General features: G+C 55.7%; 24 protein-coding genes. 20 read left to right on the top strand and 4 right to left on the bottom strand.

Translation table 11 applies throughout. The features are described 5' to 3' along the window. Window positions 1-81: 81 nt before the first annotated feature. The 4 genes from ACTUJZ_RS09680 to ACTUJZ_RS09665 all read left to right on the top strand — a co-directional run bounded on the left by ACTUJZ_RS09680 (window position 82) and on the right by ACTUJZ_RS09665 (window position 4,692). Window positions 82-984, top strand: a complete 903-nt coding sequence (locus ACTUJZ_RS09680; protein ID WP_463636106.1) for a phosphoribulokinase — start codon at window positions 82-84, stop codon at window positions 982-984. 117 nt (window positions 985-1,101) lie between these two features. Next, the gene (gene ompR, locus ACTUJZ_RS09675; RefSeq protein WP_463636105.1) at window positions 1,102-1,824 is read left to right on the top strand and encodes an osmolarity response regulator transcription factor OmpR; all 723 of its coding nucleotides are present in this window, start codon (window positions 1,102-1,104) and stop codon (window positions 1,822-1,824) included. A gap of 14 nt (window positions 1,825-1,838) precedes the next feature. Then, on the top strand, window positions 1,839-3,149 hold the full coding sequence (envZ, locus tag ACTUJZ_RS09670; RefSeq protein ID WP_463636104.1) for a two-component system sensor histidine kinase EnvZ: 1,311 nt from the start codon (window positions 1,839-1,841) through the stop codon (window positions 3,147-3,149). A gap of 52 nt (window positions 3,150-3,201) precedes the next feature. Then, on the top strand, window positions 3,202-4,692 hold the full coding sequence (locus tag ACTUJZ_RS09665) for a serine hydrolase (protein WP_463636103.1): 1,491 nt from the start codon (window positions 3,202-3,204) through the stop codon (window positions 4,690-4,692). 2 nt (window positions 4,693-4,694) lie between these two features. On the opposite strand, the gene ACTUJZ_RS09660 is transcribed toward ACTUJZ_RS09665, so the two are convergent. After that, the gene (locus ACTUJZ_RS09660) at window positions 4,695-5,612 is read right to left on the bottom strand and encodes a LysR family transcriptional regulator (protein ID WP_463636102.1); all 918 of its coding nucleotides are present in this window, start codon (window positions 5,610-5,612) and stop codon (window positions 4,695-4,697) included. Window positions 5,613-5,762: 150 nt separating this feature from the next. On the opposite strand from ACTUJZ_RS09660, the gene ACTUJZ_RS09655 reads away from it, so the two are divergent. Next, a complete protein-coding gene (locus tag ACTUJZ_RS09655) occupies window positions 5,763-6,872 on the top strand; it encodes an NADH:flavin oxidoreductase/NADH oxidase (RefSeq protein WP_463636101.1) in 1,110 nt (369 codons plus the stop codon). Window positions 6,873-6,922: 50 nt separating this feature from the next. Here ACTUJZ_RS09655 and ACTUJZ_RS09650 read toward each other — a convergent pair whose 3' ends face one another. After that, the gene (locus ACTUJZ_RS09650; protein WP_463636100.1) at window positions 6,923-7,816 is read right to left on the bottom strand and encodes a LysR family transcriptional regulator; all 894 of its coding nucleotides are present in this window, start codon (window positions 7,814-7,816) and stop codon (window positions 6,923-6,925) included. Window positions 7,817-7,913: 97 nt separating this feature from the next. On the opposite strand from ACTUJZ_RS09650, the gene ACTUJZ_RS09645 reads away from it, so the two are divergent. The 3 genes from ACTUJZ_RS09645 (at window position 7,914) to ACTUJZ_RS09635 (ending at window position 10,924) form a co-directional block, all read left to right on the top strand. Next, entirely contained in the window at window positions 7,914-8,417 is a 504-nt protein-coding gene (locus ACTUJZ_RS09645; RefSeq protein ID WP_463636099.1) for a lactoylglutathione lyase family protein, read from the top strand. A 309-nt stretch (window positions 8,418-8,726) separates the two neighbouring features. Continuing rightward, window positions 8,727-9,083 (top strand): adenosine deaminase, encoded by a 357-nt coding sequence (locus tag ACTUJZ_RS09640; protein ID WP_463636098.1) that lies wholly within the window; start codon window positions 8,727-8,729, stop codon window positions 9,081-9,083. Window positions 9,084-9,097: 14 nt separating this feature from the next. Further along, complete coding sequence (locus ACTUJZ_RS09635; protein WP_463636097.1) at window positions 9,098-10,924, top strand: lipoprotein N-acyltransferase Lnb domain-containing protein; 1,827 nt, start codon at window positions 9,098-9,100, stop codon at window positions 10,922-10,924. A gap of 3 nt (window positions 10,925-10,927) precedes the next feature. On the opposite strand, the gene hslO is transcribed toward ACTUJZ_RS09635, so the two are convergent. Both hslO and hslR read right to left on the bottom strand, forming a co-directional pair. After that, window positions 10,928-11,827 carry an Hsp33 family molecular chaperone HslO gene (gene hslO, locus ACTUJZ_RS09630; protein WP_463636096.1) on the bottom strand — a complete coding sequence of 300 codons (900 nt, stop codon included), beginning with the start codon at window positions 11,825-11,827 and terminating at the stop codon, window positions 10,928-10,930. Window positions 11,828-11,848: 21 nt separating this feature from the next. Next, window positions 11,849-12,253 carry a ribosome-associated heat shock protein Hsp15 gene (gene hslR / locus ACTUJZ_RS09625; RefSeq protein ID WP_463636095.1) on the bottom strand — a complete coding sequence of 135 codons (405 nt, stop codon included), beginning with the start codon at window positions 12,251-12,253 and terminating at the stop codon, window positions 11,849-11,851. Window positions 12,254-12,375: 122 nt separating this feature from the next. On the opposite strand from hslR, the gene gspC reads away from it, so the two are divergent. Genes gspC through ACTUJZ_RS09565 form a run of 12 tightly spaced genes read left to right on the top strand, consistent with a single transcriptional unit; the run spans window position 12,376 to window position 23,718 of the window. Continuing rightward, window positions 12,376-13,338: a type II secretion system protein GspC gene (gene gspC / locus ACTUJZ_RS09620; RefSeq protein WP_463636094.1), complete on the top strand. Its 963-nt coding sequence runs from the start codon at window positions 12,376-12,378 to the stop codon at window positions 13,336-13,338. Window positions 13,339-13,354: 16 nt separating this feature from the next. Continuing rightward, window positions 13,355-15,400, top strand: coding sequence for a type II secretion system secretin GspD (gene gspD, locus ACTUJZ_RS09615; protein ID WP_463636093.1), 2,046 nt, complete (start codon window positions 13,355-13,357; stop codon window positions 15,398-15,400). 2 nt (window positions 15,401-15,402) lie between these two features. After that, window positions 15,403-16,959 (top strand): type II secretion system ATPase GspE, encoded by a 1,557-nt coding sequence (gene gspE, locus ACTUJZ_RS09610; protein ID WP_463636092.1) that lies wholly within the window; start codon window positions 15,403-15,405, stop codon window positions 16,957-16,959. 3 nt (window positions 16,960-16,962) lie between these two features. Next, window positions 16,963-18,183 carry a type II secretion system inner membrane protein GspF gene (gspF, locus tag ACTUJZ_RS09605; protein ID WP_463636091.1) on the top strand — a complete coding sequence of 407 codons (1,221 nt, stop codon included), beginning with the start codon at window positions 16,963-16,965 and terminating at the stop codon, window positions 18,181-18,183. After that, a complete protein-coding gene (gene gspG, locus ACTUJZ_RS09600; protein WP_463636090.1) occupies window positions 18,183-18,617 on the top strand; it encodes a type II secretion system major pseudopilin GspG in 435 nt (144 codons plus the stop codon). Before gspF ends, gspG begins: the two co-directional genes overlap by 1 nt. A gap of 5 nt (window positions 18,618-18,622) precedes the next feature. Next, complete coding sequence (gspH, locus tag ACTUJZ_RS09595; RefSeq protein ID WP_463636089.1) at window positions 18,623-19,273, top strand: type II secretion system minor pseudopilin GspH; 651 nt, start codon at window positions 18,623-18,625, stop codon at window positions 19,271-19,273. Continuing rightward, complete coding sequence (gene gspI / locus ACTUJZ_RS09590) at window positions 19,270-19,680, top strand: type II secretion system minor pseudopilin GspI (RefSeq protein ID WP_463636088.1); 411 nt, start codon at window positions 19,270-19,272, stop codon at window positions 19,678-19,680. The genes gspH and gspI overlap by 4 nt, the downstream gene beginning before the upstream one ends. Continuing rightward, entirely contained in the window at window positions 19,673-20,305 is a 633-nt protein-coding gene (gspJ, locus tag ACTUJZ_RS09585; RefSeq protein ID WP_463636087.1) for a type II secretion system minor pseudopilin GspJ, read from the top strand. Before gspI ends, gspJ begins: the two co-directional genes overlap by 8 nt. Beyond that, complete coding sequence (gspK, locus tag ACTUJZ_RS09580) at window positions 20,302-21,291, top strand: type II secretion system minor pseudopilin GspK (RefSeq protein ID WP_463636086.1); 990 nt, start codon at window positions 20,302-20,304, stop codon at window positions 21,289-21,291. Before gspJ ends, gspK begins: the two co-directional genes overlap by 4 nt. Then, a complete protein-coding gene (gene gspL, locus ACTUJZ_RS09575; RefSeq protein ID WP_463636085.1) occupies window positions 21,291-22,490 on the top strand; it encodes a type II secretion system protein GspL in 1,200 nt (399 codons plus the stop codon). The genes gspK and gspL overlap by 1 nt, the downstream gene beginning before the upstream one ends. Beyond that, window positions 22,487-22,966 (top strand): type II secretion system protein GspM, encoded by a 480-nt coding sequence (gene gspM, locus ACTUJZ_RS09570; RefSeq protein ID WP_463636084.1) that lies wholly within the window; start codon window positions 22,487-22,489, stop codon window positions 22,964-22,966. Before gspL ends, gspM begins: the two co-directional genes overlap by 4 nt. After that, complete coding sequence (locus tag ACTUJZ_RS09565) at window positions 22,963-23,718, top strand: type II secretion system protein N (protein ID WP_463636083.1); 756 nt, start codon at window positions 22,963-22,965, stop codon at window positions 23,716-23,718. The genes gspM and ACTUJZ_RS09565 overlap by 4 nt, the downstream gene beginning before the upstream one ends. The last annotated feature ends 90 nt before the right edge of the window (window positions 23,719-23,808 follow it).

The following is a 23,808-nucleotide window of genomic DNA, read 5'->3' as shown; positions in this document are numbered from 1 at the left end:
TGCCGGCCGCGGGTCGGCACGCTTGATTATTCCCCCCAAGCAGCTTATAACTAGGGTTCGATTCTGTGCAGAAATTCATCTATGTCTGTTAAACACCCCATCATTGCCATCACCGGCTCTTCCGGTGCGGGAACCACCACCACCACCAATGCCATCCGGCATATCTTTCGTAATCTGAAAGTGAACGCAGCGGTGGTGGGCGGGGACAGTTTTCACCGCTTTACCCGGCCGGAAATGGAAGTGGAAATTCGCAAGGCCCAGGAGCAGGGCCGACATATCAGCTATTTTGGCCCCAAAGCCAACGATTTTGATCTGCTCGAATCGCTGTTTCACGAATACAGCCAGTCCGGCCAGGGCCAGTATCGTCAGTATCTGCACACCTTTGACGACGCGGTACCCTTTAATCAGATGCCGGGGACCTTTACCCCCTGGCAGGCATTGCCGGACAACACCGATTTATTGTTCTACGAAGGCCTGCATGGCGGGGTAAAAACCGAAGATAATGATGTGTCGCAGCATGTGGATTTACTGGTGGGCATGGTGCCCATCGTTAATTTAGAGTGGATCCAGAAGATTGTGCGCGACACCACCGACCGCGGCCATTCCCGCGAAGCGGTCATGAGCAGCATCGTGCGCGGGCTGGATGATTATTTTCATTACATCACCCCGCAATTTTCGCGCACCCATGTCAATTTTCAGCGGGTGCCCACCGTGGATACCTCCAACCCGTTTAGCGCCCGTGAAATTCCGTCGCAGGATGAAAGCTTTGTGGTGGTGCGGTTTCGCCGTGAAATGAAAAATGTGGATTTTCCCTATTTGTTGCAGATGATTGATGGTGCCTTTATGTCGCGCATCAACACCCTGGTGGTTCCGGGCGGCAAGATGGGGCTGGCCATGGAGCTTATCCTGACCCCGCTGATTGAAGATATCCTGGATAAAAAGCGCCGCGCTGGTCATCAGATGGATTGGATCAGCGACGATTAAGTGCTGCCGGCATGGCTGGACATTTTTTGTAACACTCCTGCGCGCCGATTCCCCGGCCAGCCACTTTTGTCAGCGCTAAGATGTAGTTATAGTGACAAAAAAGGCTGAGAAACTGCAATGGGTCAGGAAACATCCAAAATTCTGGTGGTCGATGATGATATGCGTTTGCGCGGTTTGCTTGAGCGCTATCTGATTGAACAAGGGTATCAGGTACGCAGCGCGGCCAATGCCGAGCAAATGGACCGCTTACTGGAGCGTGAAAATTTTCATTTGATGGTACTGGATCTGATGCTGCCTGGTGAAGACGGGCTGTCGATTTGCCGCCGTCTGCGCCAAAGTGACAACGACCTGCCGATTATTATGCTCACCGCTAAAGGTGATGAAGTAGACCGCATCATCGGCCTGGAAATGGGCGCAGATGATTACCTACCTAAACCGTTTAATCCACGCGAATTGCTGGCCCGGGCCAAAGCAGTCTTGCGCCGCCAGCAGGCTGATGCGCCAGGCGCACCGTCCCGCGATGAGCAGATTGTCGAGTTTGGCAGTTACCGGCTCAATCTGGCTACCCGCGAGATGACCGACGATCAGACCCCGCTGTCGTTAACCAGTGGTGAGTTTGCCGTACTTAAATCGCTGGTTACCCACCCCCGCGAACCGCTGTCCCGCGACAAACTGATGAACCTGGCCCGTGGCCGCGATTACAGTGCGCTGGAACGCAGCATTGATGTGCAGGTCTCGCGTCTGCGTCGGATGTTGGAAGCCGATCCGGCCAATCCGCGCTATATCCAAACCGTGTGGGGCTTAGGCTACGTGTTTGTGCCCGACGGCAAAGCGCCCTGAGACACTCACCGGGCATGCGATTTTTACCCAAAAGTGCATTTGGTCAGACGGTTCTATTGATTGGTGTGCTATTGCTGATCAATCAGGTGGTGTCTTACCTGTCGGTCACCTACTATTTTATCCGCCCCACCTCGGCGCAGATTAACAGCCTGCTGGCCACCCAGGTGCAAAGCATGCTGGCCCAGGATGTATTAAACGCCTCACAAACCGCGCAGGCAGAATATACGCAGCAAACCGGCATCCGTATCTTATCGCCGCGTCAGGCGCAGGCCGCCGGCTTAAACCGCGCCACCGCCTACCGGTTTATGTCCGATCAGGTCTCGGCGCAGCTGCGCCAGCGCGCGGATGTGCGCATCAGTAGCCCGGCAACCGATGGCAGTCAGGAACAACCTTATCTGGTATGGATTGCGCTGGCTGCCCAGCCCGGCCAGTGGATCCAAATTCCGCTGACCGGCTGGGCCGATGCCAATATCTCACCACTGACCATCTACCTGATGGTCATCGGCGTGCTCAGCGTGGTCGGCGGCTGGCTGTTCGTACGCCGTCTGAACCGGCCATTACAAGCCCTGCAACAAGCTGCCTTACAGGTGGGCAAAGGCCAGGTGCCGGCCCCGCTCAAAGAACAGGGCAGTGCCGAAATCATTGAAGTGACCCGGGCCTTTAACCGCATGAATCAGGGCATTCAGCAACTTGAACATGACCGCACCCTGATGACCGCCGGCATCTCCCATGATTTGCGCACCCCGCTGACCCGGATACGGCTGGCCACCGAGATGCTCAGTGAAGAAAATGAATGGATCAGCGAAGGCATTGTGCACGATATCGAAGACATGAATGCCATTATTGATCAGTTCATCGATTATGCCCGTTTAGGCTCTACCGCGCGCTACGAAACCACCGATTTGAATGACCTGATTTGTGACCTGGTGCAGGCTCGCCACATAGAAGAATCGCACCATATCACCCTGAAGCTGGCCGAGCTGCCCAGTCTTGAGCTTAGTCGCATCGGCATCAAGCGGGTGCTGGATAATCTGGTAGAAAATGCGTTTCGCTATGGCAGCGACAATATCACCATTACCAGCCTTTTTGATCAGGCGCAGCAACGGGTCTATTGTAAAGTAAGGGATTTTGGTCCGGGCGTGGCCGAGGATACCCTGCAGGCGATGTTTACCCCCTTTACCCAGGGCGACAAAGCCCGAGGCGGCGGCGGTTCCGGGCTGGGCCTGGCAATATCTCGGCGCATTATCAGCAGCCACAATGGCGAGATTGAGCTGCGCAATCATCCCGACCAGGGCCTGATTGCCGAATTTTGGTTACCGGTGTAAGCCGGCTCGCGGGCCAATTCGTATTAGCCCCAGTATGTAGAAGGACCCCTTTATGAAGTTGACCCGATGGCGCATCGGCGCACTGGCCACCCTGCTGCTGTGCCTGGCCGCCAGTGCTAATCCCAAGCAGGAATGGGCCATTGAGCGCATTGATAATCATCTGACCCGCAGTGTCGAGCGTGGTTTTGCTGGGGTGATGCTCATTGCCAGCGGCAATAATGTGGTGCTGAAAAAAGGCTACGGCCTGGCCGATCGCGACAAGCAACGCCCACTGACCAGTGCCACACTGATGGACATTGGCTCGGTGACTAAACAATTTACCGCCGCGGCTATTCTGGTGCTGGCTCAACAGCAATCTGTAAGCGTTGATGACACCCTGGCCAAGTATTTTCCCGGCGTCCCCGAAGACAAACAAGGTATTACTCTGCATCAGCTGCTGACCCACACGTCCGGCTTACCCGGCGGGCTGGGGGTGGACGACTTCACCCATCTGGGCACCGAGCAATTTTTTGACCGCTTGCTGATGTTGCCATTACACAGTGCGCCGGGCGAAACCTACCATTATTCGAACATTGGCTATTCGGTGCTGGCGCAGGTGATTGAACTGGCCAGTGGCCAGACTTACGAACAATTTGTGCAGACCCGGCTATTTGCCCCGGCCAATATGCAACACACCGGCTATTTGTACGGCAAGGCGCCGGAGGTGATCGCCACCGGCTACAAAGCCGGTCTGATCCCCACATCGTCCAACTGGTCACGCTATCAGCGCGACCAAAAGGTAGCGTGGGCGTTAAAAGGCAATGGCGGTATCGTGTCGACCATCGATGATATGTTCAACTGGTATCTGGCGCTGCGCAATCATGTGGTGCTCAGCGAGCAGCAGGTCGAGCGGCTGACCACCGGTTATGTCAGTGAAGGCGGGCCCAGTCAGTATGGTTATGGCTGGAGCATTGCCGAGTCACCTTCGGGGCAAAAAATGGCTGCGCACAATGGCTCAGACGGCGTGTTTTATTTTGATTTTCGCTGGCTGCAGGGCGATGACCAGGTGATCCTGTTTGCCTCCAATGCGCTGGTCAACGACACTCCCGGCATGAGTGAAAGTGCCGAGCTGATGTTGTTTGATGATGTGTTTAATCCACCCGCCTTTCGCGCCGGCCCGGTACACGACATCCTGCGTTTAAGCCTGACCTGGCAGTCGACGCCGCAAGCACTGGCCAAGGCAGTGGCGCAGCGCTTTGATTCAGCACTCAATGAGCGCTATGTGCTTAATCGGGCTGGTTTGGCGTTAATGGATAGTGGTCACCATCAGGCCGCTATCGCGCTGTTGGGCTTAAATGTAAAGCGGTTTAAAGATGACGGCAATTTATGGGACAGTCTGGGCGAGGCCTATCTGGCTGCCAATCAGCCCGAGGATGCCAAGCGCTGTTTTGTTAACGCACTGGTGCTGGCCCCCGAGCAGCAATGTTACTGGTGTGATAATGCCAAATCCCGCCTGACCCAAATCAAACAGGCCAGCAAAAGCTATTCGGTCTTGTGCAACTAGCGCTAAGCGGCTGCGCCGCCCAGCGCGGTTTTGATTTGGCCGCGCAGCCAGCGCAGCAGTGGATCTTCGGCGGTTCGCGGGTGCCACACCTGCTCAATGCGGGCGGCTGGCAGCGGCACCGGGGCCGGATGCTGAGCCAAGCTGGTATGCGCATTACACAGATGATCAGCAATCGGCTTTAAACATGTCAGCAACAACTGGGACCCCTGCACCACATAGGGCAGGGTAAAAAAGCTGGCTGCGCCTGCCACCACCTGGCGCTGTTGCCCGCAGTCACGCAGTGCGCTGTCCACAATACCGCGTAAATCGCCACTCAAGGTGGTCACCACATGCTGACAGGCAGTAAAGTTGGCCAGGGTCTGGGCCTGGCCCCAACTGGTATTGGCCTGGTCGCTAAGCACCACAAACTCGTAAGCCGCCAGTCCCTGGCGAAAAAAATGCTCCGGCAGATGCTGATAAAAGCCAGCGATGGCAATATCACAATCCCCATTTTCCAAAGCTTTAAGTGGCAGCTGGCCGCCGGTATTGCGAGTAACCAGGCGAACATTGGGGGCCTGCGCCTGCAACAGGGGAATGAGCTGCGGCAGCAGCATAAACTCAATAAAATCGGTGGTGTAGAGGGTAATGGTATCGTCGCGGGCTAAAAAGTTGTCGTCATGGGCTTCGACATAAAAGCGCTCCAGCGATTTGACCAGCGCACAGATATGTTGCGCCATGCTAACGGCTTTGGGCGTGGGAGCCAGACCATGGCCGGTGCGCACAAACAGGGTATCTGCAAATTCGTGGCGCAGTTTTTTGAGTTTGTGGCTCAGCGCTGGCTGGCTAAGATTCATGCGCACTGCCGCCCGGCTCAGGCTGCGCTCTTCATACAGCACCGTGAATAAATACAGCAGATTGAAGTCTTTATTTGCGATATTCAATTTTTAAATAGTCTTTATTCAAAACATTCATTTTTCTTAGTATAAACCATCCTCACCTTGGGTAGCAGCCGTCAGCAGTAATGACGGGATCTGTTTTATGCCAACCGGTACCCCCGGCTGGCGCTTATTTTGGTTTATTCTGGAGCCACTATGTCTGCATTATTTGACAGCTACACCCTAAAAGATGTGACCTTGCGCAACCGCGTGGCAGTGCCGCCGATGTGCCAGTACAGCGCAGAAGACGGCTTCACCAATCAGTGGCACGAAGCCAACTATGCCTCATTTGCCCGCGGCGGTGCCGGTCTGGTAATTGTCGAGGCCACTGCCGTCTCGCCTGAAGGGCGTATTACCCCCAACTGCCTGGGCATCTGGAAAGACGAGCACACCGCGGGGCTTAAAAATATTGCCCAGCGCATCAAAGACCAGGGCGCTGTGGCCGGAATTCAGCTCGCTCACGCCGGGCGTAAAGCCAGTGCCAACCGTCCGTGGGAAGGCGATGATCATATTCCGGCGGATCAGCCCAATGCGTGGGAACCCATCGGCCCGTCGGCCGAGGCATTTGGCGCGCATCTATCGCGCACGCCCAAAGCCATGACCAAAGCCGACATCGAACGGGTTAAGGCAGATTTTGTGGCCGGCACCAAGCGGGCGCTGGAAGCCGGGTTTGAATGGCTGGAGTTGCATTTTGCCCACGGCTACCTGGCGCAAAGCTTCTTTTCGCCGCATGCTAACAAGCGTACCGATGAATACGGCGGCGATGCTGCCGGCCGTGGCCGCTTTTTGTTAGAAACCCTGGTTGCGGTGCGCGAAGTGTGGCCGGAGCATCTGCCGCTGACCATCCGCTTTGGCGTGATTGAATATGATGGCAATGATGAGCAGACCCTGGCCGAGTCGATTGACTTGGTGCGCCAGTTTAAGCAAGGCGGCGCGGACTTTATCAGTGTCAGCATGGGCTTTAATACTCCAGAAGCCAATATCCCGTGGGGCCCGGCCTTTTTAGCGCCTATTGCTAAGCAGGTGCGTGACCAGGCGGATATTCCGGTGGCCACTGCCTGGGGTGTGGATACGCCGGAGCTAGCCAATGATACTGTAGAAAATGAGCAGCTGGATGTGGTGATGGTTGGCCGGATGCACCTGACCAACCCGCACTGGACCTATTTTGCGGCCAAGCAGTTAAATCAGACTACCCCGTCATGGGTAATGCCGGCGCCTTATGCCCACTGGCTGGAGCGTTACGCGCCCTCTGATGAGCGCCATTAACCGCCATCCTGGCCGTGACCGCCTTGTCACGGCCTTATACAAGCACTGAGCTACGCCAGATGGTGTGCGAGAACGGGGTTAAGCGCCTCAAACCGCGCCGCCAGCTGGCGATCTTTGCGATGAATCAGATACAAGGGCTCATCAATCAACGGCATATTGCCCATCACCGACAACTCATCCCGATAACTGCAGGTGTCCATCACACTGCGCGGCAACACCGCAAACCCCAGGCCCATGGCCACCGGCAGTAAAATATCATGGATCTGATTGATAAAACTGCGGGTGGGAATGCGCTGAAACGGCACCTCCCGCAATATGGCAGACTCACTGCGCTGCAAATAGTGGGTGATATAATAATCGCTATCCGGATGTCGGATCATGCCCAGTTGCTGCAGATAATCAGCCAACGGCTGTGCCCCCTGCGGCTTGGCGGCCGGTACAATGATGGCGATGGCTTCGCAGCCAATGGGTTGGGCGGTAAAATGCTGCGGATCGGGCGGCTCAGTGACAATGCCTAAATCAATCGTGCCATCCCCAATTTGCTGCACAATGCTGCGATACGGTGCGGCCTGCATATGAATCACCAACCCCGGATGCTGTTGCTGCCAGGCGAGCAAGGGGCGGTACAGGCGGACTGCGCTGGCGCCGGAACACCCTATGCGGCACAGCCCGCGATGGGGATCATCTTCGCCTAACCGTGCCAGCAACTGCTGCTCGGCTGTTTCCAGCTCGCAAGCATAGCGATATAAAGTTTCACCCTGCGCAGTGACACTGAAGCTGCGGCCATTGCGACTGATCAGCGCGTATTCACAGGCGACTTCAAGTTTTTGAATGTGCTGTGACACCCCGGGCTGGGTCATAAACAACCGCTCGGCAGTACGGGTAAAATGGCCGGTGTCGACCAGGGTGCGAAAGGTTTTCAGCCAGATTGGGTTTAACTTCATAACAATATGTTATCAAATTTAAAATAACTGATAATTTCACATATTAGCCTAGCCGGACTAAGCTGCATAGTGTGTTTTCAACCAACTAGGTATCACTATGCAAATGCCGTATCCCCGTACATTTTCTCACATTGGTATTTCGGTCCCGGACATCGAGGCCGCGGTTAAATTTTACACCGAGGTGTTGGGCTGGTATCAGATCATGAAACCCACCACCATCGAAGAAGACGACAGCCCCATCGGCCAGATGTGTACCGATGTGTTCGGCCCGGGCTGGGGCGAATTTAAGATTGCCCACTTATCCACGGCCGATAAGATTGGCCTGGAGATTTTTCAGTTTAAAGGTCAGGAAAACCCGGACAATAACTTTGAATACTGGAAAACCGGCATCTTTCATTTTTGTGTGCAGGACCCAGATGTGGAAGGCCTGGCCGAGCGCATTGAAGCAGCCGGCGGCAAGCGCCGCATGCCAGAGCCGCGCTATTATTACCCGGGCGAAAAGCCGTATCGGATGATTTATATGGAAGACCCGTTCGGCAATATTCTGGAAATTTACAGCCACAGCTATGAACTGACTTACGCCAGCGGCGCCTACGAATAAGCGCAAAAAAAGCCCGCCAACGGATTGACGGGCTAAAACTCATCACCATGAGAAAGTGACAAACGAAGGAATGGCAAGAACATCGCCGACAGCGAATATTCAGTGCCGAAATAATATACGCCGGCCTTATGCAGTTGGTTTTAAAATTTAATGTTTGCTGCATAGAATGAATTTTTCATCAACCTCACGCGCTACTTAAACACTTGGCAAACAGATCACCCTTTCCCTAATTTTTATAGAATGCCTGCTTAAAATCGGGTAAAGTTTTGCTGCCTGCCAACTAAGGCATTAAAATTTTAAGGGAATATAATGAAAAAAGTACTTGGACTTATCCTTGCTTCTGCTGTTTTGACCTCTGGCTGTGCCAGCATTTTGACTGAAGACACCCACAAACTGAATGTGACCACGTCTAACGGTCAGCAAACCACCATCGCCGTTGACGGTACCAACCAAACGGTACCTGGTGTGGTGACGGTCACTAAAGAAAACAAAGACAAAATCTTAGTAGCCCAGGAAGCCAACTGTTCAGATGTGGCGTTGACCAAAGAAGTGGAAACGGCCTTTTTTGTTAACCTGTTAAGTGGTGGCGTATTTGGTTCATCCACCGACTACGGTACTGACAAAATGTGGCGTTACCAGGATTCTGTGACTGTTCCTTGTAGCTAAGGAACATGCCCGGAATGAAAAACAAAGGAAGCCTGTGGGCTTCCTTTTTGTGTTTTTACTGTAGCCTGATCGTCGCAGCCGGTGCCGCCGAGCGCCCTGCAATGACCCAGGCACTGGAGCAGCTGCACAATCAGAATTTTGCCGCCAGTGCGCCCTGGCAGGCGATTTTGCAAGTGCGCAGTGATGCCCCGATAAACCCTAACTACCGGGGGTATCTGAGCCAGCCGTTTTCACTGGCTGGCGAACTGGATGCTACGGTTGACGCCATTTATCGCACGCCACGGCAAGCCTGCCAGTACCCCGCCCGCAAGCGCTTGCTTGAACATGCGCTGAGCCTGGCCGCCGGCGCGCTGTCATTAGTGCCCTGCCCTGATTATCAGCAATACCGGCAAAAAGTGCCGGCGGATGATCTGTATCTGGTATTTGCCGCAGAAAATGTGACCTCGGCCAGCTCCATGATGGGCCATATCATGCTGCGCTTTGACGGCCAGAATGATCAGCAGCTCCCAGTGCAGCATGGCATTACCTTTTTTACCCAGCTGGATACTCTTAATATTCCACAACTGATGCTGGATACTCTGGTGTGGGGCAAGCCCGGCATTTTTCAGGTGGCCCCGTATGCGCCCATTGCCCGGCATTATCGCCAGGTTGAGCAACGCAATGTGTGGGAATACCGGCTACAGACCGATGCGCTGGCGCGAGACATTATTCGAGACATGGTTTGGGAGCTGGGCCGCTTTCAACCCGACTATTTTTTTGCCACCTATAACTGTGCCAGTGTCACACAATTGTTGCTGGCTCTGGCCGCGCCCCAACAAATCGCCGCAACTGATCGGCTGGCGACCCCGGCCGATGTGGTGCGCTTTGCCCGCACTCATCAACTGATTGCCGAGGCCCGCTTATTGCCAGCCACCAAATGGCAGGTTCAGGCTCTGCATCCGATGCTCGATGCCCACACCCGGGCCGACCTTACCCGGCAAGTATTGGATGGCCAGTTGCCGGCCTGGGCTGCAACACCCGATGCGCAGGATTTTGTCGCCTATGAGTATGCCCGCAGCCTGAGCCAGCTGGCGTTTCAGCGCGGCCGCATCACACCCGAAACCTATCGCACCAATCAACAGCACTTACAGCACCAGGCCGAACGCTTTGCGCACCTGGCGCTAGATGTTACCCAATATAAAAATCCGACCAATAACAACAAAGAAGCCTTGCTGGCGGTGGGCTGGGATACCGGCTATGGCGCCGATGCAGTGACCCTGCGTTATTTTCCGGTAGCCAACCCGATGTTTGCCGATAATCGCAACTTCAACGGCGAGACCTCGCTGGTACTGGGCGATACTCAGGTCAGCTGGATCCCCGCCCAGCAACGCGTGCTGCTGGATCATTTGATGGTGTACCAGATGCATTCGCGAGTGACCTACAACCCGCTGTGGGGCGATGTATCCAGTGGCCTTGAAGTGGGCCTGGACAGAGTATTTGATCGCTCGCTGGCCCGCCAGTTGGTGGCGCGAGCAGAAGCCTCAGCCGGTTTCAGCCAGGCGCTGGGCGAGACGATGTTGTTTTATGCCGAAGCCGGCATCGGGCTGGCTGCTGATGATGAGCAGATACAGCCGTATCTGAAGCCCCGACTGGGCGGCTATTGGTATCTTGGCGGGCAAACGAAGTTGCAGCTGGAAGTGGCCAGTGCAGTGAACCAGTACGATCGTGATCCGGTCACCCAATGGTCGCTTCAAGCCAGCCATTTTATGGCCCGGGACTGGACCCTGACCTGGCAGGTATCACGGGTGGCCGGTAGCGAGCAGTTTACCCGCTACCAAGCCCAGCTTAACTACCAGTTTTAAGCCTTACTGCGGATCCGGCGCGGCATCAAAATGACCGGCATGAATTGCCTCCACGTCGATGGTATCGAAGCGATATTCGGTATGGCAGTACTGACAATTCATTTTTACCGCGCCTTCTTCTTCGATAATCTGCAGCAGCTCGGCTTTTTCCACATTGCGCAGGGCCTCGGCCGAGCGCTGTTTAGAGCAGCTGCAGGCAAAGCGGATGGCGTGGGGCTCAAACAGCTCCACTTCTTCCTGGTGATACAGGCGATACAGAATATCTTCCACCGGCAGCGCAAACATCTCTTCAGTGGTCAGGGTTTCGGTCAGTTTGCTCAGATGCTCAAATTCGGTGTCCTGCGTCACATTGGTATTGGCGGCCTGAGTCGGCATCACCTGCAGCAGCAGGCCGGCGGCTTTGCTGTGCTCCGGGTCGCTTAAATCAGTATGCAGCATCACAGTGGTGGCCAGCTGCTCTGATTGGGCAAAATAGGCTTCCAGACATTCGGCCAACGTCGGCTTATCCAGGGCTACGACCCCCTGATAGCGTTCGCCATCCTGCGGGGTGATGGTGATCACCAGTACGCCTTTTTCCACCAATTCGCTAAAGCTTTCCGGCAGACTGGCCAGCGACTCATCCCAACGCGCCACACCGCGTAAAGTATGCTCATGGGTAGCATTGACCACTGCATAGCTGACAGCGCCCTGGCTTTGTACCTGCAGGCCAATCTCGCCTTTAAATTTTAAAATGGCGGTCAGCAGACAGGTGGCGGCGGCCATCTCGCCCAATAAGCGCTGCACCTGCACCGGGTACTCGTAACTGTGCACAATGTGCTGCAGACTGTCGTCCAGCCGCGCCAGCTCGCCGCGCACATTGGCTTTGTTGATTAAAAAGCGGTGAAGTTGATCAAATTGCATCATAGAAAATAATTCCTGCTGGCATCAGCTATGTTTAAGTTTAATGATTTCGCGCCGTTGTTTTTTATCCGGCCGGCCATCGGGTTTGGGATTATGAAACGCACTGAGCCGGCGGGCTTCCTGGTTGGCTTCACGGCGAGCCACACTTTGTTCGGTTTCGACATACAGCTGCTGCGCCAGCGGCGCGCTTTGACGTTTATCGTGCAGCTGCAACACCTCCACTTCCTTATTGTCCCAGCCAGCTGGTAACGAGATCATGGCTCCCACTTCCACAGCTTTGCCGGGTTTGCTGCGCTGACCGTTGTACTGGACTTTACCGGCCTGCACCATTTCGCGGGCCAGCGCCCGGGTTTTGAAAAACCGAGCGGCCCACAACCATTTGTCGAGACGCACATTTTGCGGCTCGGTCCCTTGTCTAGACTGGCTCATGTATTAAATTCGTCACTCTTTCGTTTTAGTGTTGTGGGTCTTGCACCGACTAGGCTATGATGGGTCGGCTCACGTACGGTTTACCCTATATTAACTATTAAAAGCAGTACCTCGTTGACAGCATGACATTCGACAAATTCAATCATCACGCTTTCACCACTACCCTGGTGCGCCATCAAGCCTGGCTGCGCCGGCTGGCTGTTGTGCTGTTAAGCCTGTACCTACTGGCCTTTGCGGCCCGCCTGGTGTGGCAACTGGTGCCCGCCCCGGAAGCGCCGACCGCGCCGACATCTCGCGCCATGCCCACCACTGGCTCATCTGCAGGCCAACGTGGGGTCAGTGTGGCCCAAATACAACAGTTAAACCTGTTTGGTGAGTATAACGCGACCCCGCAACCGGTTCAGCAAGAAGTCACCGATGCGCCGCAAACCACCCTTAATCTGACTCTGACCGGAGTAGTGGCCAGTTCCATTGTGGCTCAGGCTGCGGCGATTATCGAAAACCGCGGCACTCAAATGGTATACGGGCTGGGTGAGAAAATAGAGGGTACCAATGTCACCCTGCATCAGGTGCAGGCTGATAGAGTGATTATTAAAAATGGCAGCCGCCACGAAACCCTGATGCTGGAGGGCGTGGATTATGACCAGGCCAACCGCCAGCGTCAGCAAACGCCACCGGCCCGTCCAGCCAGCCGAATGACGCCCAGCAATGCCCAGGCCGGCCGCAACGCCAGCCAGGATGACGCCCGCCAGTTGGACAATGACGCCATCGAGGCCACTAATCAGCTGCGCGAACAACCTGCCAGTTTTACCGATTTTATCGCTATTTCGCCGAAAACCGGCGAAGATGGCAACTTAATGGGCTACCAGGTGCAACCTGGCAATAAGCCCACGCTGTTCGAGGCCGCCGGGCTCAAAAGCGGCGATATTATCCTCCAGATCAACGGCTATGACCTGACCGATACCCAGCAAACCATGACGGCAATGAACGAATTGCGCAATGCTCAGTCTATTGAGCTGACACTGGATCGTGACGGCGAATACATCACGGTATACCTGGACATGCCAGAAGCCGGTGCAGAATAAAAACAGGAATAAAACCATGAGGCACGCACATCGCACCCTGCTTACCAAACTGACCGCCGCGGCCTGCGCAGCGCTGCTGAGCCTGAGTCTGTCGGTCACCGCGGCTGAGTACATGCCGAATTTTAAAGACACCGATATCAATGAATTTATTAGCATTGTGGGCAAAAACCTGGAACGCACCATCATTGTCGACCCTAATGTGCGCGGCAAAATCAGCGTGCGCAGCTACGACATGCTGGATGAAGAACAGTACTACCAGTTCTTTTTAAATGTGCTGCAGGTGTACGATTTTGCCGTGGTGGAAATGCCCAACGGTGTGCTCAAAGTGGTGCGCTCTAAAGATGCTAAACACTCTAATATCCCGGTGGTGGAAGGCGCGCTGCGCGATGGCGATGAAATGATCACCCGGGTGGTGCCGGTATACAATGTGCCGGTGCGCGAACTGGCTCCCATCTTACGCCAGCTCAATGATCAGGCCGGTGGCGGCAACGTGGTCAGCCACGACCCATCCAATGTGATGATGCTGACCGGCCGGGCGGCAGTGGTGAATCGCCTGGTGGAAATCATCGAACGGGTGGACCAGGCCGGTGACGAAGAAGTTGAGATTGTGAAGCTGCGCTATGCATCGGCCTCGGAGATGGTGCGCATCGTGGATAGCATCAACAATTCCCAGGGCAAAGCCGCGGCCAACGCCAAATCTGCGCCGCGTGCAGTGGCGGACGATCGCACCAACTCGGTGATTGTCAGTGGCGATGAAAAAGCGCGCAGCCGCATTGTTAATCTTATCAAGCGTATGGACCAGGAGCTGGAAACCAACGGCAACACCCGCGTGATTTTCTTAAATTACGCCAAAGCCGAAGACATGGTGAAGGTATTACAGGGCGTCTCTGCCAGCATTCAGGCTGAGGAAAATACCGGCGGCAATACCACGCGCCGGACGGTGGGCGCCAACCGGGATATCTCCATCGATGCCCACGAGGACTCTAATGCCGTGGTCATCACCGCCGAGCCGGATATGATGCAGTCACTGGAAGATGTTATTCGCCAGCTGGATGTGCGCCGGGCGCAGGTGCAGGTAGAAGCGATTATCGTTGAAGTGTTTGAAGGTGACGGCACCACACTGGGTGTGCAGTGGGTGACCGAAGAAGGCGGCGGCACCCAGTTTAATAATGGTGTGGTGCCTGTAGGTGCACTGGGTGTGGCCTTGCGTCAGGCCGAAGATCGTGAGGTTAGCGAAGTGACCTTTGACGGTGATGGCGATGCCATTCCTACCCGCCGCACCGTGGAAGGCAACCTGACGCCGCTGGCCAACCTGCTGAGCGGGGCCAACGGCCTGATTGCCGGGGTCATTGAAAATGGCTGGGGCGCAGTGGTTCAGGCAGTAAGCACCGACACCAACTCCAACGTGCTGGCCACGCCACACCTGACCACCATGGATAATGAAGAAGCCTTCTTCATCGTCGGCCAGGAAGTCCCGGTAATCACCGGCACCACCACTGGTGATAACAATGCCAATCCGTTTCAGACTGTCGAGCGTCAGGAAGTGGGGGTAAAACTGAAAGTGACCCCGCAAATCAATGAAGGTGATGCGGTCCAGCTGACCATCGAGCAGGAAGTCTCCAGTGTCAGTGGCGCGACCTCAGTAGACATTTCGATTAACAAGCGTCAAATCAAAACCACGGTAATTGTGGATGATGGCGGCACCATCGTGCTGGGCGGCCTGATTGACGAAGATGTACAGGAAAGTGTGTCCAAGGTGCCACTGCTGGGGGATATCCCGGTGCTGGGCAACCTGTTCAAAACCACTTCCACCAGCACTCGCAAGCGTAATCTGATGGTGTTTTTACGCCCCAAGATTGTGCGCGACGGTGTGACTATGAACCAGATCAGTCATCGCAAATACAATTATATTCGCGCCCAGCAGTTGCGTCATCAGCAGCGTGGCGAGTCGTTCCTGAATGAAGATGAGCAGCCCACCATGCCAGAATGGGATGATGCCTTGAGCCTGCCGCCGTCATTTGAAGAATACATTCTGGAAAAAGACAGCAAGGACGATGACTGAGTATGCACACCGATGACGCCCAATTGCAGCAGGCGGCACTGGATGCCCAGGAAAACGCCTTAGACGATGCCACCGAAGTGGTCGACGGCGGCCCGCGCCAGTTAAGCTTTGGCTTTGCCAAGCGCAACCGGGTGCTGCTGGAAACCAATACCGAGCCAGCCACTTTATACTACACCGCGCAAACCCCGTTTACGGTGTTTGCCGAGGTGCGCCGCTTTTGGGGCGAGCCGTTCAGCTTAAGCGAGATTGAGGATGAACAGTTCGATCACCTGCTGACCCAGGCGTTTCAGCGTGATTCCTCAGCGGCCAAACAGCTGATGGAAGATTTGGGCAACGAGAGCGATTTGTTTGCGCTGGCCGATGAGCTGCCTGATACCGAAGATTTGCTCGACAGCGAAGATGATGCCCCCATCATCAAGCTCATCAACGCGATGCTGGGCGAGGCCATCAAAGAGGGGGCCTCGGACATCCACATCGAAACTTTTGAGAATCAGCTGATTGTGCGTTTTCGGGTGGATGGCGTGTTACGCGAAATCTTACGCCCCAATCGCAAACTGTCGTCAATGCTGGTGTCGCGCATCAAGGTGATGGCCAAGCTGGATATTGCCGAAAAACGGGTACCGCAGGATGGCCGCATTACTTTGCGTATTGCCGGTCGCGCGGTGGATGTGCGGGTGTCTACCATGCCCTCCAGTCACGGCGAGCGGGTGGTATTGCGTTTGCTGGATAAAAACAATGCCCGGCTGAATCTGACCGATTTGGGCATGACTAAGGCCAACCGCGATGTGTTTTCCGAGCTGATCCGCAAACCCCACGGCATCATTCTGGTCACCGGCCCCACTGGCTCGGGAAAAAGTACCACCCTGTATGCCGGGTTGTCGGAAATTAATAGCAAAGACCGCAATATTTTAACCGTCGAAGACCCCATTGAGTTTGATCTGGCCGGCATTGGCCAGACCCAGGTTAACCCTCGGGTGGATATGACCTTTGCCCGGGGCCTTCGCGCTATCTTGCGTCAGGACCCGGATGTGGTGATGGTCGGGGAAATTCGTGATGTGGAAACCGCGCACATTGGCGTGCAAGCCAGTTTGACCGGCCACTTAGTGCTCTCCACCCTGCACACCAATACCGCAGCCGGCGCCATTACCCGCCTGGAAGACATGGGCATTGAGCCATTTTTATTATCCTCCAGCCTGCTGGCTGTTTTATCCCAGCGCCTGGTGCGCACCCTGTGCCCGGAGTGTAAACAGCCGCATAAGCCTAGCGCGCAGGAAGCCCAGGTTCTGGGTGTGGCCGACTTGTCCTCCTATCCGGATATTTATGCGCCCAAAGGCTGTGCCGCGTGCAACCAGACTGGTTATCGTGGCCGGACCGGCATTCACGAATTGCTGCAAATTGATGAAACCATCCGCGACATGATGCATGAAGGCAAGGGTGAACAAGCCATCGAACGCTATGTGCGTAAATCTACCCCCAGTATTCGCGAAGATGGCTGTCGCAAGGTGCTGGCCGGCATGACCTCGCTGGAGGAAGTGCTGCGGGTCACGCGGGAAGACTAAGCGATGGCAGCATTTTCGTATCAGGCAGTCACCCAGCAAGGCAAAACCAATAACGGCGTATTGGAGGCGGATAATGCGCGTCAGGTACGCCAACAGTTGCGTGAAAAAGGCCTGATCCCAGTTCAGGTAGAACAGGTTGCCGACAAACAAAAAGCCGGCAAACAGCGCTTTCGTTTGCGCGGGCCGCGGGTCTCTGCCGCCGAACTGGCATTGATCACCCGGCAAATGGCCACCCTGGTGGAATCCGCCCTGCCTATTGAAGAAGCCTTGCTGGCAGTGGCCGAGCAAAACTCCAAGCCAGCGCACCGCAATATGATGATGGCGGTGCGCAGTAAAGTGGTGGAAGGCCACGGCCTGGCCGATGCCATGAGCGAATTTCCGTCGGTATTTGATGATCTGTACCGGGCCATGGTGGCGGCCGGTGAAAAATCCGGCCACCTGGATACCGTTCTCAACCGGCTGGCCGACTACACCGAACGGCGTCAGCAAACCCGCAGTCAAATCATCCAGGCCATGGTTTATCCGTCGCTGATGATGTTTTTTGCCATCGGCATTGTACTGTTATTGCTCACCGTGGTGGTGCCCAAAATTGTTGGCCAGTTTGATCATATGGGCCAAGATCTGCCCACCATCACTCAGGTGTTGATTGGGGTCAGCGAGTGGTTGCAAAACTACGGTTTGTTTTTATTCCTGGCATTGATGCTGCTGGCAGTTGCGATCCAGCGGGTGTTGCAACAACCGGCACTGCGGCTGCGTTGGCACCGCGTCGTTCTGTCGCTACCGCTGTTGGGTAAGGTATCAAAGGGCTTAAATACCGCGCGCTTTGCCCGCACCTTAAGTATTTTGACCGCCAGTGCGGTACCGCTGCTTGAAGCCATGCGGATTGCCGGTGATGTGCTGGAAAACCGCCACATCAAACAACAAATTGCCGCGGCAACGGTGAATGTCAAAGAAGGTAGCAGCCTGCGCGCCGCGCTGGATAATACCGGGATTTTTCCGCCGATGATGATGCATATGATTGCTTCGGGTGAAAAATCCGGCGAGTTACAAAATATGCTGGCCCGGGCAGCCGATAATCAGGACCGGGAATTTGAGTCGCTGGTCAGTGTGTCGCTCAAGGTGTTTGAGCCCCTCTTGATTGTAACCATGGCAGGCGTAGTATTGTTTATTGTACTGGCAATTCTACAGCCAATCTTAGCATTAAATAATATGGTGAATGTGTAATGAAGACCCCTACCCGCGCACGCGGTTTCTCGTTAATTGAAGTAATGGTGGTGCTGCTTATTATCGGCATCATGGCCTCAATGGTAGCCCCCGCAATTTTGGGTAACCAGGAAGAAGCGCAACTGAAAAAAGCCGCGGTGGATATCCAGCAGCTAGAAAGTGCGCTGGAAATGTACAAATTGAAAACCAACCGCTTTCCTACCACTGAGCAAGGTTTGGAAGCACTGGTGTCTGAGCCGACCATTGAGCCTATCCCACGCAGCTATCCGCGCGAAGGCTTCATCAAACGTCTGCCCGAAGACCCGTGGGGCCAGCCGTATCAGCTGCTAAGCCCGGGTGAGATGGCGGCGGTAGATATTTATTCGGCCGGCCCGGATATGCAAATGGGCACCGAAGATGATATCGGCAACTGGAACATGAACGAATACCTGTAATCAAGATGCAAAGACAGGCAGCAGCCCGGTGGCGCCCGCTTGCGGGCACGCGCAGCGGCGGGTTCACATTACTTGAAGTCATGTTGGTGCTGCTGCTCATGGGCCTGGCAGTGGGCTATGTTGTCTTTAATGCGTTTGGCAGCACGCCAACCGAAGAGTTAGAACGCCACGCTCGCCGGCTGCAGGTGGTAACCGACATGGCCGCCGATTATGCGGTGATGAACCAGCAGCAATTGGGGATCCGCTTTGAGCCGGAGGCCAACGAATATTATTTTGTTTATCTGGACGACGATGACCGCTGGCAACGCCTCACCGGCAGCAAAGCCTATGCCGCCCAGACCCTGCCCGAGCCGTTCTTTTTTTCCCTGAACCTGGATGATTTACCCTGGGATCAGGACCAGCTATTGCTGGACCGCGAGGTCTTTGACGAAAATTTTTCTCTGGATGACAGCCAGACCAGTATCGGCGATGAGCAGGCCCGCCAGCTGCCACCGCCACAGGTGCTGATCATGTCCAGCGGTGAAATCACCCCATTTGTACTGACTTTTCATTATGAGCCGCGCTTTGGTGCCGATGCACCGGCTTACTATCAGCTGACTAACCAGGATGTGCCGCCTCTGGCGCTGACCGGGCCGCTGCCCCAGGTGCCTCAATGACGCGCGGGCCCGGTCAACAGGGCATGACCCTGTTGGAAGTGATGGTGGCCTTGTTGATCTTTGCTATCACCGGCACCGCAGTGATGAAAGCAGCCTCTGAACATCTGGCCAGCGTGGGCAGCATCGAAGAGATCACCTTTGCCACCTGGGTGGCCAATAACCGCTTGAACCAACTACAGCTAGCCACCACCTGGCCACCAAAAAACAATGCTCGCGGCGAGACCGAGATGGCCGACCGCACCTGGTACTGGCAACAACTGGTGAACAAAACCAACGATGACAAACTGCGCCAGGTGGAAATTGTGGTGGGGCTGGACAGCAGCTACAGCACCAGCATTACCAGTGTCACCACCTTCGTCAGCCCGCCGCCACCGCGCGGTGCTCGCGATGAGGATGGAGATGACTAAGCAGCGCGGGTTTACCTTAATTGAAATCATGGTGGCTATGGCCATCTTTGCGCTTATCGGCGTGGCCTCCACGGCGGTACTCACTGCGGTCATCGACAGCAATGAGCTGTCTGAAGAACGCTTTGCCCGTCTGCAGCATTTGCAGCGCGCCATGCTGACCATTGAACGTGACATGCTTCAGGCCATTGCCCGCCCGGTGCGGGTGGAAGGCGAAGCCCGCGAGATAGTGATGAAAGGTGGCGTTAGCGAAGACAGTGACGCCGATGGCATTGCCTTTGTGCGTGGCGGCTGGCAAAACCCGCAGTTACTACTGCCGCGCAGTACCCAGCAATTTGTGGCATACCGACTCAACGACAACATCTTAGAACGGCTACACGGTAACTATGTGGACAATGTCATTGGCTATGAGCCTATGGTGCGACCGCTGCTTGACGGTGTTAGTGACCTTAATGTTGAGTTCTATGTGGCCGATGGCAATGCTGCCGGTAATTTTGACCAGCCGCAATTTGCCTGGCAGGAAAGCTATGTGGGCGCGACCCTGCCACTGGCGGTGGCGATTGAATTTACCACCGAAGAATTTGGCCTGATCCGGCGGGAATTTGCGTTGCAGGAGGGTCAGCCATGAGCCGCCGGCTGCCTCAGCGCCCCCGCCAGGGCGGCGTTGCATTATTGATCGTGCTGATGATTGTGGCGCTGGTCACCATTCTGGCCACCGAAATGGCAACCCGCTTACAGCTGCAGGTGCAGCGCACTGCCAATCTTAAAGACAATAACCAGGCCTACTGGTATGCCATGGGCGCCGAGGCCTTTGCCCGTCAGTCACTGAAAACCCTGTTTGAGCAAACTGCCGATAAGATAGCGCTGGATCAGCCCTGGGCGCAGCCGTTTGCCTACCCGGTACCCAATGGCAGCATTGAAGCCCGGCTGGAAGACATGCAAAGCTGTTTTAATCTTAACGCGGTGTTAGGCGAGTCCGCGCAGGGCGATGAACCCAGTACCGGCATGGCGGCGTTTCATCAGATGTTGCTGGCCAGTGAGCTGGAGATCAGCAGCTATGAAGCCGATACCCTGCGCGACAGCCTGGCCGACTGGCTGGACAGCGACAGTCAGGTTCGCCCGTACGGTGCCGAGGACAGCGAATATGAAGCCAAGCAACCGCCCTATCTGGCTGCCAATGCGCTGCTGACCGCACAATCCGAATTACGTCTGATCCATGGCGTAGCCCCCGCCTGGCTACGCCAGTTACTGCCGCTGGTATGTGTGATCCCCGGCCAGACCGAATTGGCACTCAATGTAAACACCATCACCGAAGCGCGCGCTGCGGTGCTGGCCGGGGCTACCGGGCTAAGCCTGGCGCAAGCCCAGGATGTGATCAACAGCCGCCCGCCAGAAGGCTGGGAAGAAGCGGCCGACTTTTTGGCCGAACCGGCGGTGGCCGCGCTGAATCTGGACGATAGCCGGCGCAGCTGGTTTACGGTTACCAGCAGCTACTTTTTGTTGCATACTAAGGCCAGTTACAATGCCGCTTCCTTTACCATGACCTCGGTACTGCAGGCCAGCGAAGCGGCACCGGCCACAATATTACGCCGCGAGTTTTTAGGAGTCGATTAATGGAACAGCTGGTGGTGCGCGTGGGCGCACATGACAAAGCCCCGGTGCAATGGGTGGTGTATGATTCCAGCCAGGATGAAGTCAGAGCCTCCGGCGAGCTGCCCGATGCTGCCGCGCTGGCTTCCTTGCCGGAACGCACCGGCCAGCACAGTGCCATCGTACTGGCACCAGCCAGTGATATCCTCTTAACCTGGGTCACCCTGCCGCCCCGCGCCGGGCGCAAAATCATCAGCGCGATTCCGTTTATGCTGGAAGATGAGCTGGCTGCCGACATCAGTGAACAGTTTTTTGCGCTGGGGCCGCGGGTTGAAAACGAACAGGCAGTGGCTGTGGTGCGCCGCGAGCTGCTCGATACCTGGCAGCGCTGGCTGGCCGATGCCGGCTTATATTGTGACACCCTGTTGCCCGATGTACTGGCGGTGCCGTCTACCCCCGAGGGCTGGAGCCTGCTGGCGGTTAACGATGAGTGGTTGCTACGCAATGCCCAGTGGCAAGGCCTGCAAGGCGAATCGAGCTGGATCAAACCGGCCTTTGCCCATCTGACCAAACAACACAGCGAACCGGTCCTGGTGACCACCTACACCGAGGCCGATACCAGCGAGCTGCCCAATATTGAGCTGGCCAGCGCACCACTGGAATTGCCCATGCAGGTGCTGGCCCGCGAAGCGGTCAAACGCGAACACAACTTATTGCAGGGCGAATACAAGGTTAAACGCCAGCGTACCGGAGCTTTGCGCCAGTGGCGGCTGGCTGCCGGCCTGGCCGCGCTGGTATTGATCACAGCGCTGGTGGAAAAATCGGTCACCCTGTATCAGCTTGAGCAACAAAATGCAGCGCTTAGTGCACGGATCGATGCCGCGGTTAAACAAGGCTTTCCTGACCTGGGCGCTTATCGCGATGTGCGTCGCACCATTTCTGCGCAGTTGCGCCAGATGCAGCAAACCGGTGGCGGCACCTCCATGCTGGTGATGCTGGATCAGCTGCGCCCGGCCTTTAGCGGCGCTCAGGTACGTCCGCAAACCCTGCGCTTTGATGCCAACCGTACCGAAATCCGGCTGCAGGCTGTGGCGCAAAATTTTGCGGCACTGGAACAATTTCGTCGCGAAGCCGAGCAGGCGGGGTTTAGTGTCGAGCAAGGGGCGATCAATAACCGCGATGAGACTGTTATTGGCAATGTGATCATTCGGAGCCAGTCATGAACACAATCCGTGAAAAATTTCGCAGCCTGAGCGAGCGCGAACAAAAGATGGTGCTGGCCGCCGGCGTCATGGTGGTGGTGGCCTTATTCTATTTTGCTATCTGGGCGCCGCTTAGCCACAGTGTGGCGCAGGCCCAGCTGCGCCAGCAAAGCCAGCAGGAATTGCTTAGCTGGGTGCAGGAAAAAGCCGCCCGGGCCGCCCAGTTGCGCGGCAGTGGCGCCAGCAGTGCCCGTTTTACCGGCTCCCTGGCGCAGGCGGTCAGCCAGGCAGCAGCGCAACAAGGCATTCCGGTATCACGGATGCAGCCGGCCAATGACGAGCTGCAGGTGTGGATTGAAGAAGCGCCGTTCAACGCGGTGGTGAGCTTTTTACACCAGCTGGAGCAGCGCGGCATTAGCGTGCTGCAACTGGACGTTACCGAAGCCAGCGCCCCGGGTCTGGTGAAAATTCGCCGATTACAATTGGGAACTGCATGAAAGCCAAATTAGCCTGGTGCCTGGCCGGTCTCTGTGCCTTTGTATTTTTTCTTATTATGTATCTTCCGGCCAGCCAGGTCACCAGTCGCTTGCCGCTACCGGCCAATGTGCAAGTGTATGGCATTGATGGCACCTTGTGGCAGGGCCGCGCTCAGCAGGTGCGGATCAATGGCCTGCCCGTCGACAATGTGCGCTGGCAGTTACATCCTCTGGCACTGCTGACCGGTACTGTGCGCGCTACCCTGCAAGGTGGCAATATGCGCAGCGCCGAAGCGGTCTCATTCAATGGCCCGGTCAGTACCGGTTTGTTTAGCCAAGACAGATTCGCGGCGAGCGACTTTACTCTGTACCTGCCGGTGGACCAGGTCTTGGCGCAGGTTCCGCTACCCTTGCCGGTGAATGCCTCAGGACGCTTTAAATTGCGTATCAACGAGCTCGAATACGCCGGGCGCTGTGACACCTTAGATGGTCAGGGCAGCTGGCTTAATGCAGCAGTAGCCGGCACGCAAGGGCCCATCAGCTTTGGCACCTACAATGCCACTTTAGGCTGTGCGGACGGGGATTTTTTAGTCGCCGTGACCCCACCCAACAAGCTGGGCTTGTCCATGCAGGCGCAATTTACCCCCCAACCTGCCCAATTCTCAGTTGAGGGGCGCTTTAAACCTGATGCTGACCTGCCTGAAGAAGTGCACCAGGCCGCGCGCTTTTTTGGTCAGCCAGATGCCGAGGGTTATACCCGGTTTAAGTTATAACCCTATACCTTTCAAAAGACACTACCGGCAACAGAGAGCTTTAATAAAACACTGCGCAAAAAAAAGCGGGCTAATACCCGCTTTTACTTA

Source organism: Alteromonas sp. WD8-37 (genome assembly GCF_055326825.1).
This window is presented reverse-complemented; position numbering and strand designations above follow the sequence as displayed.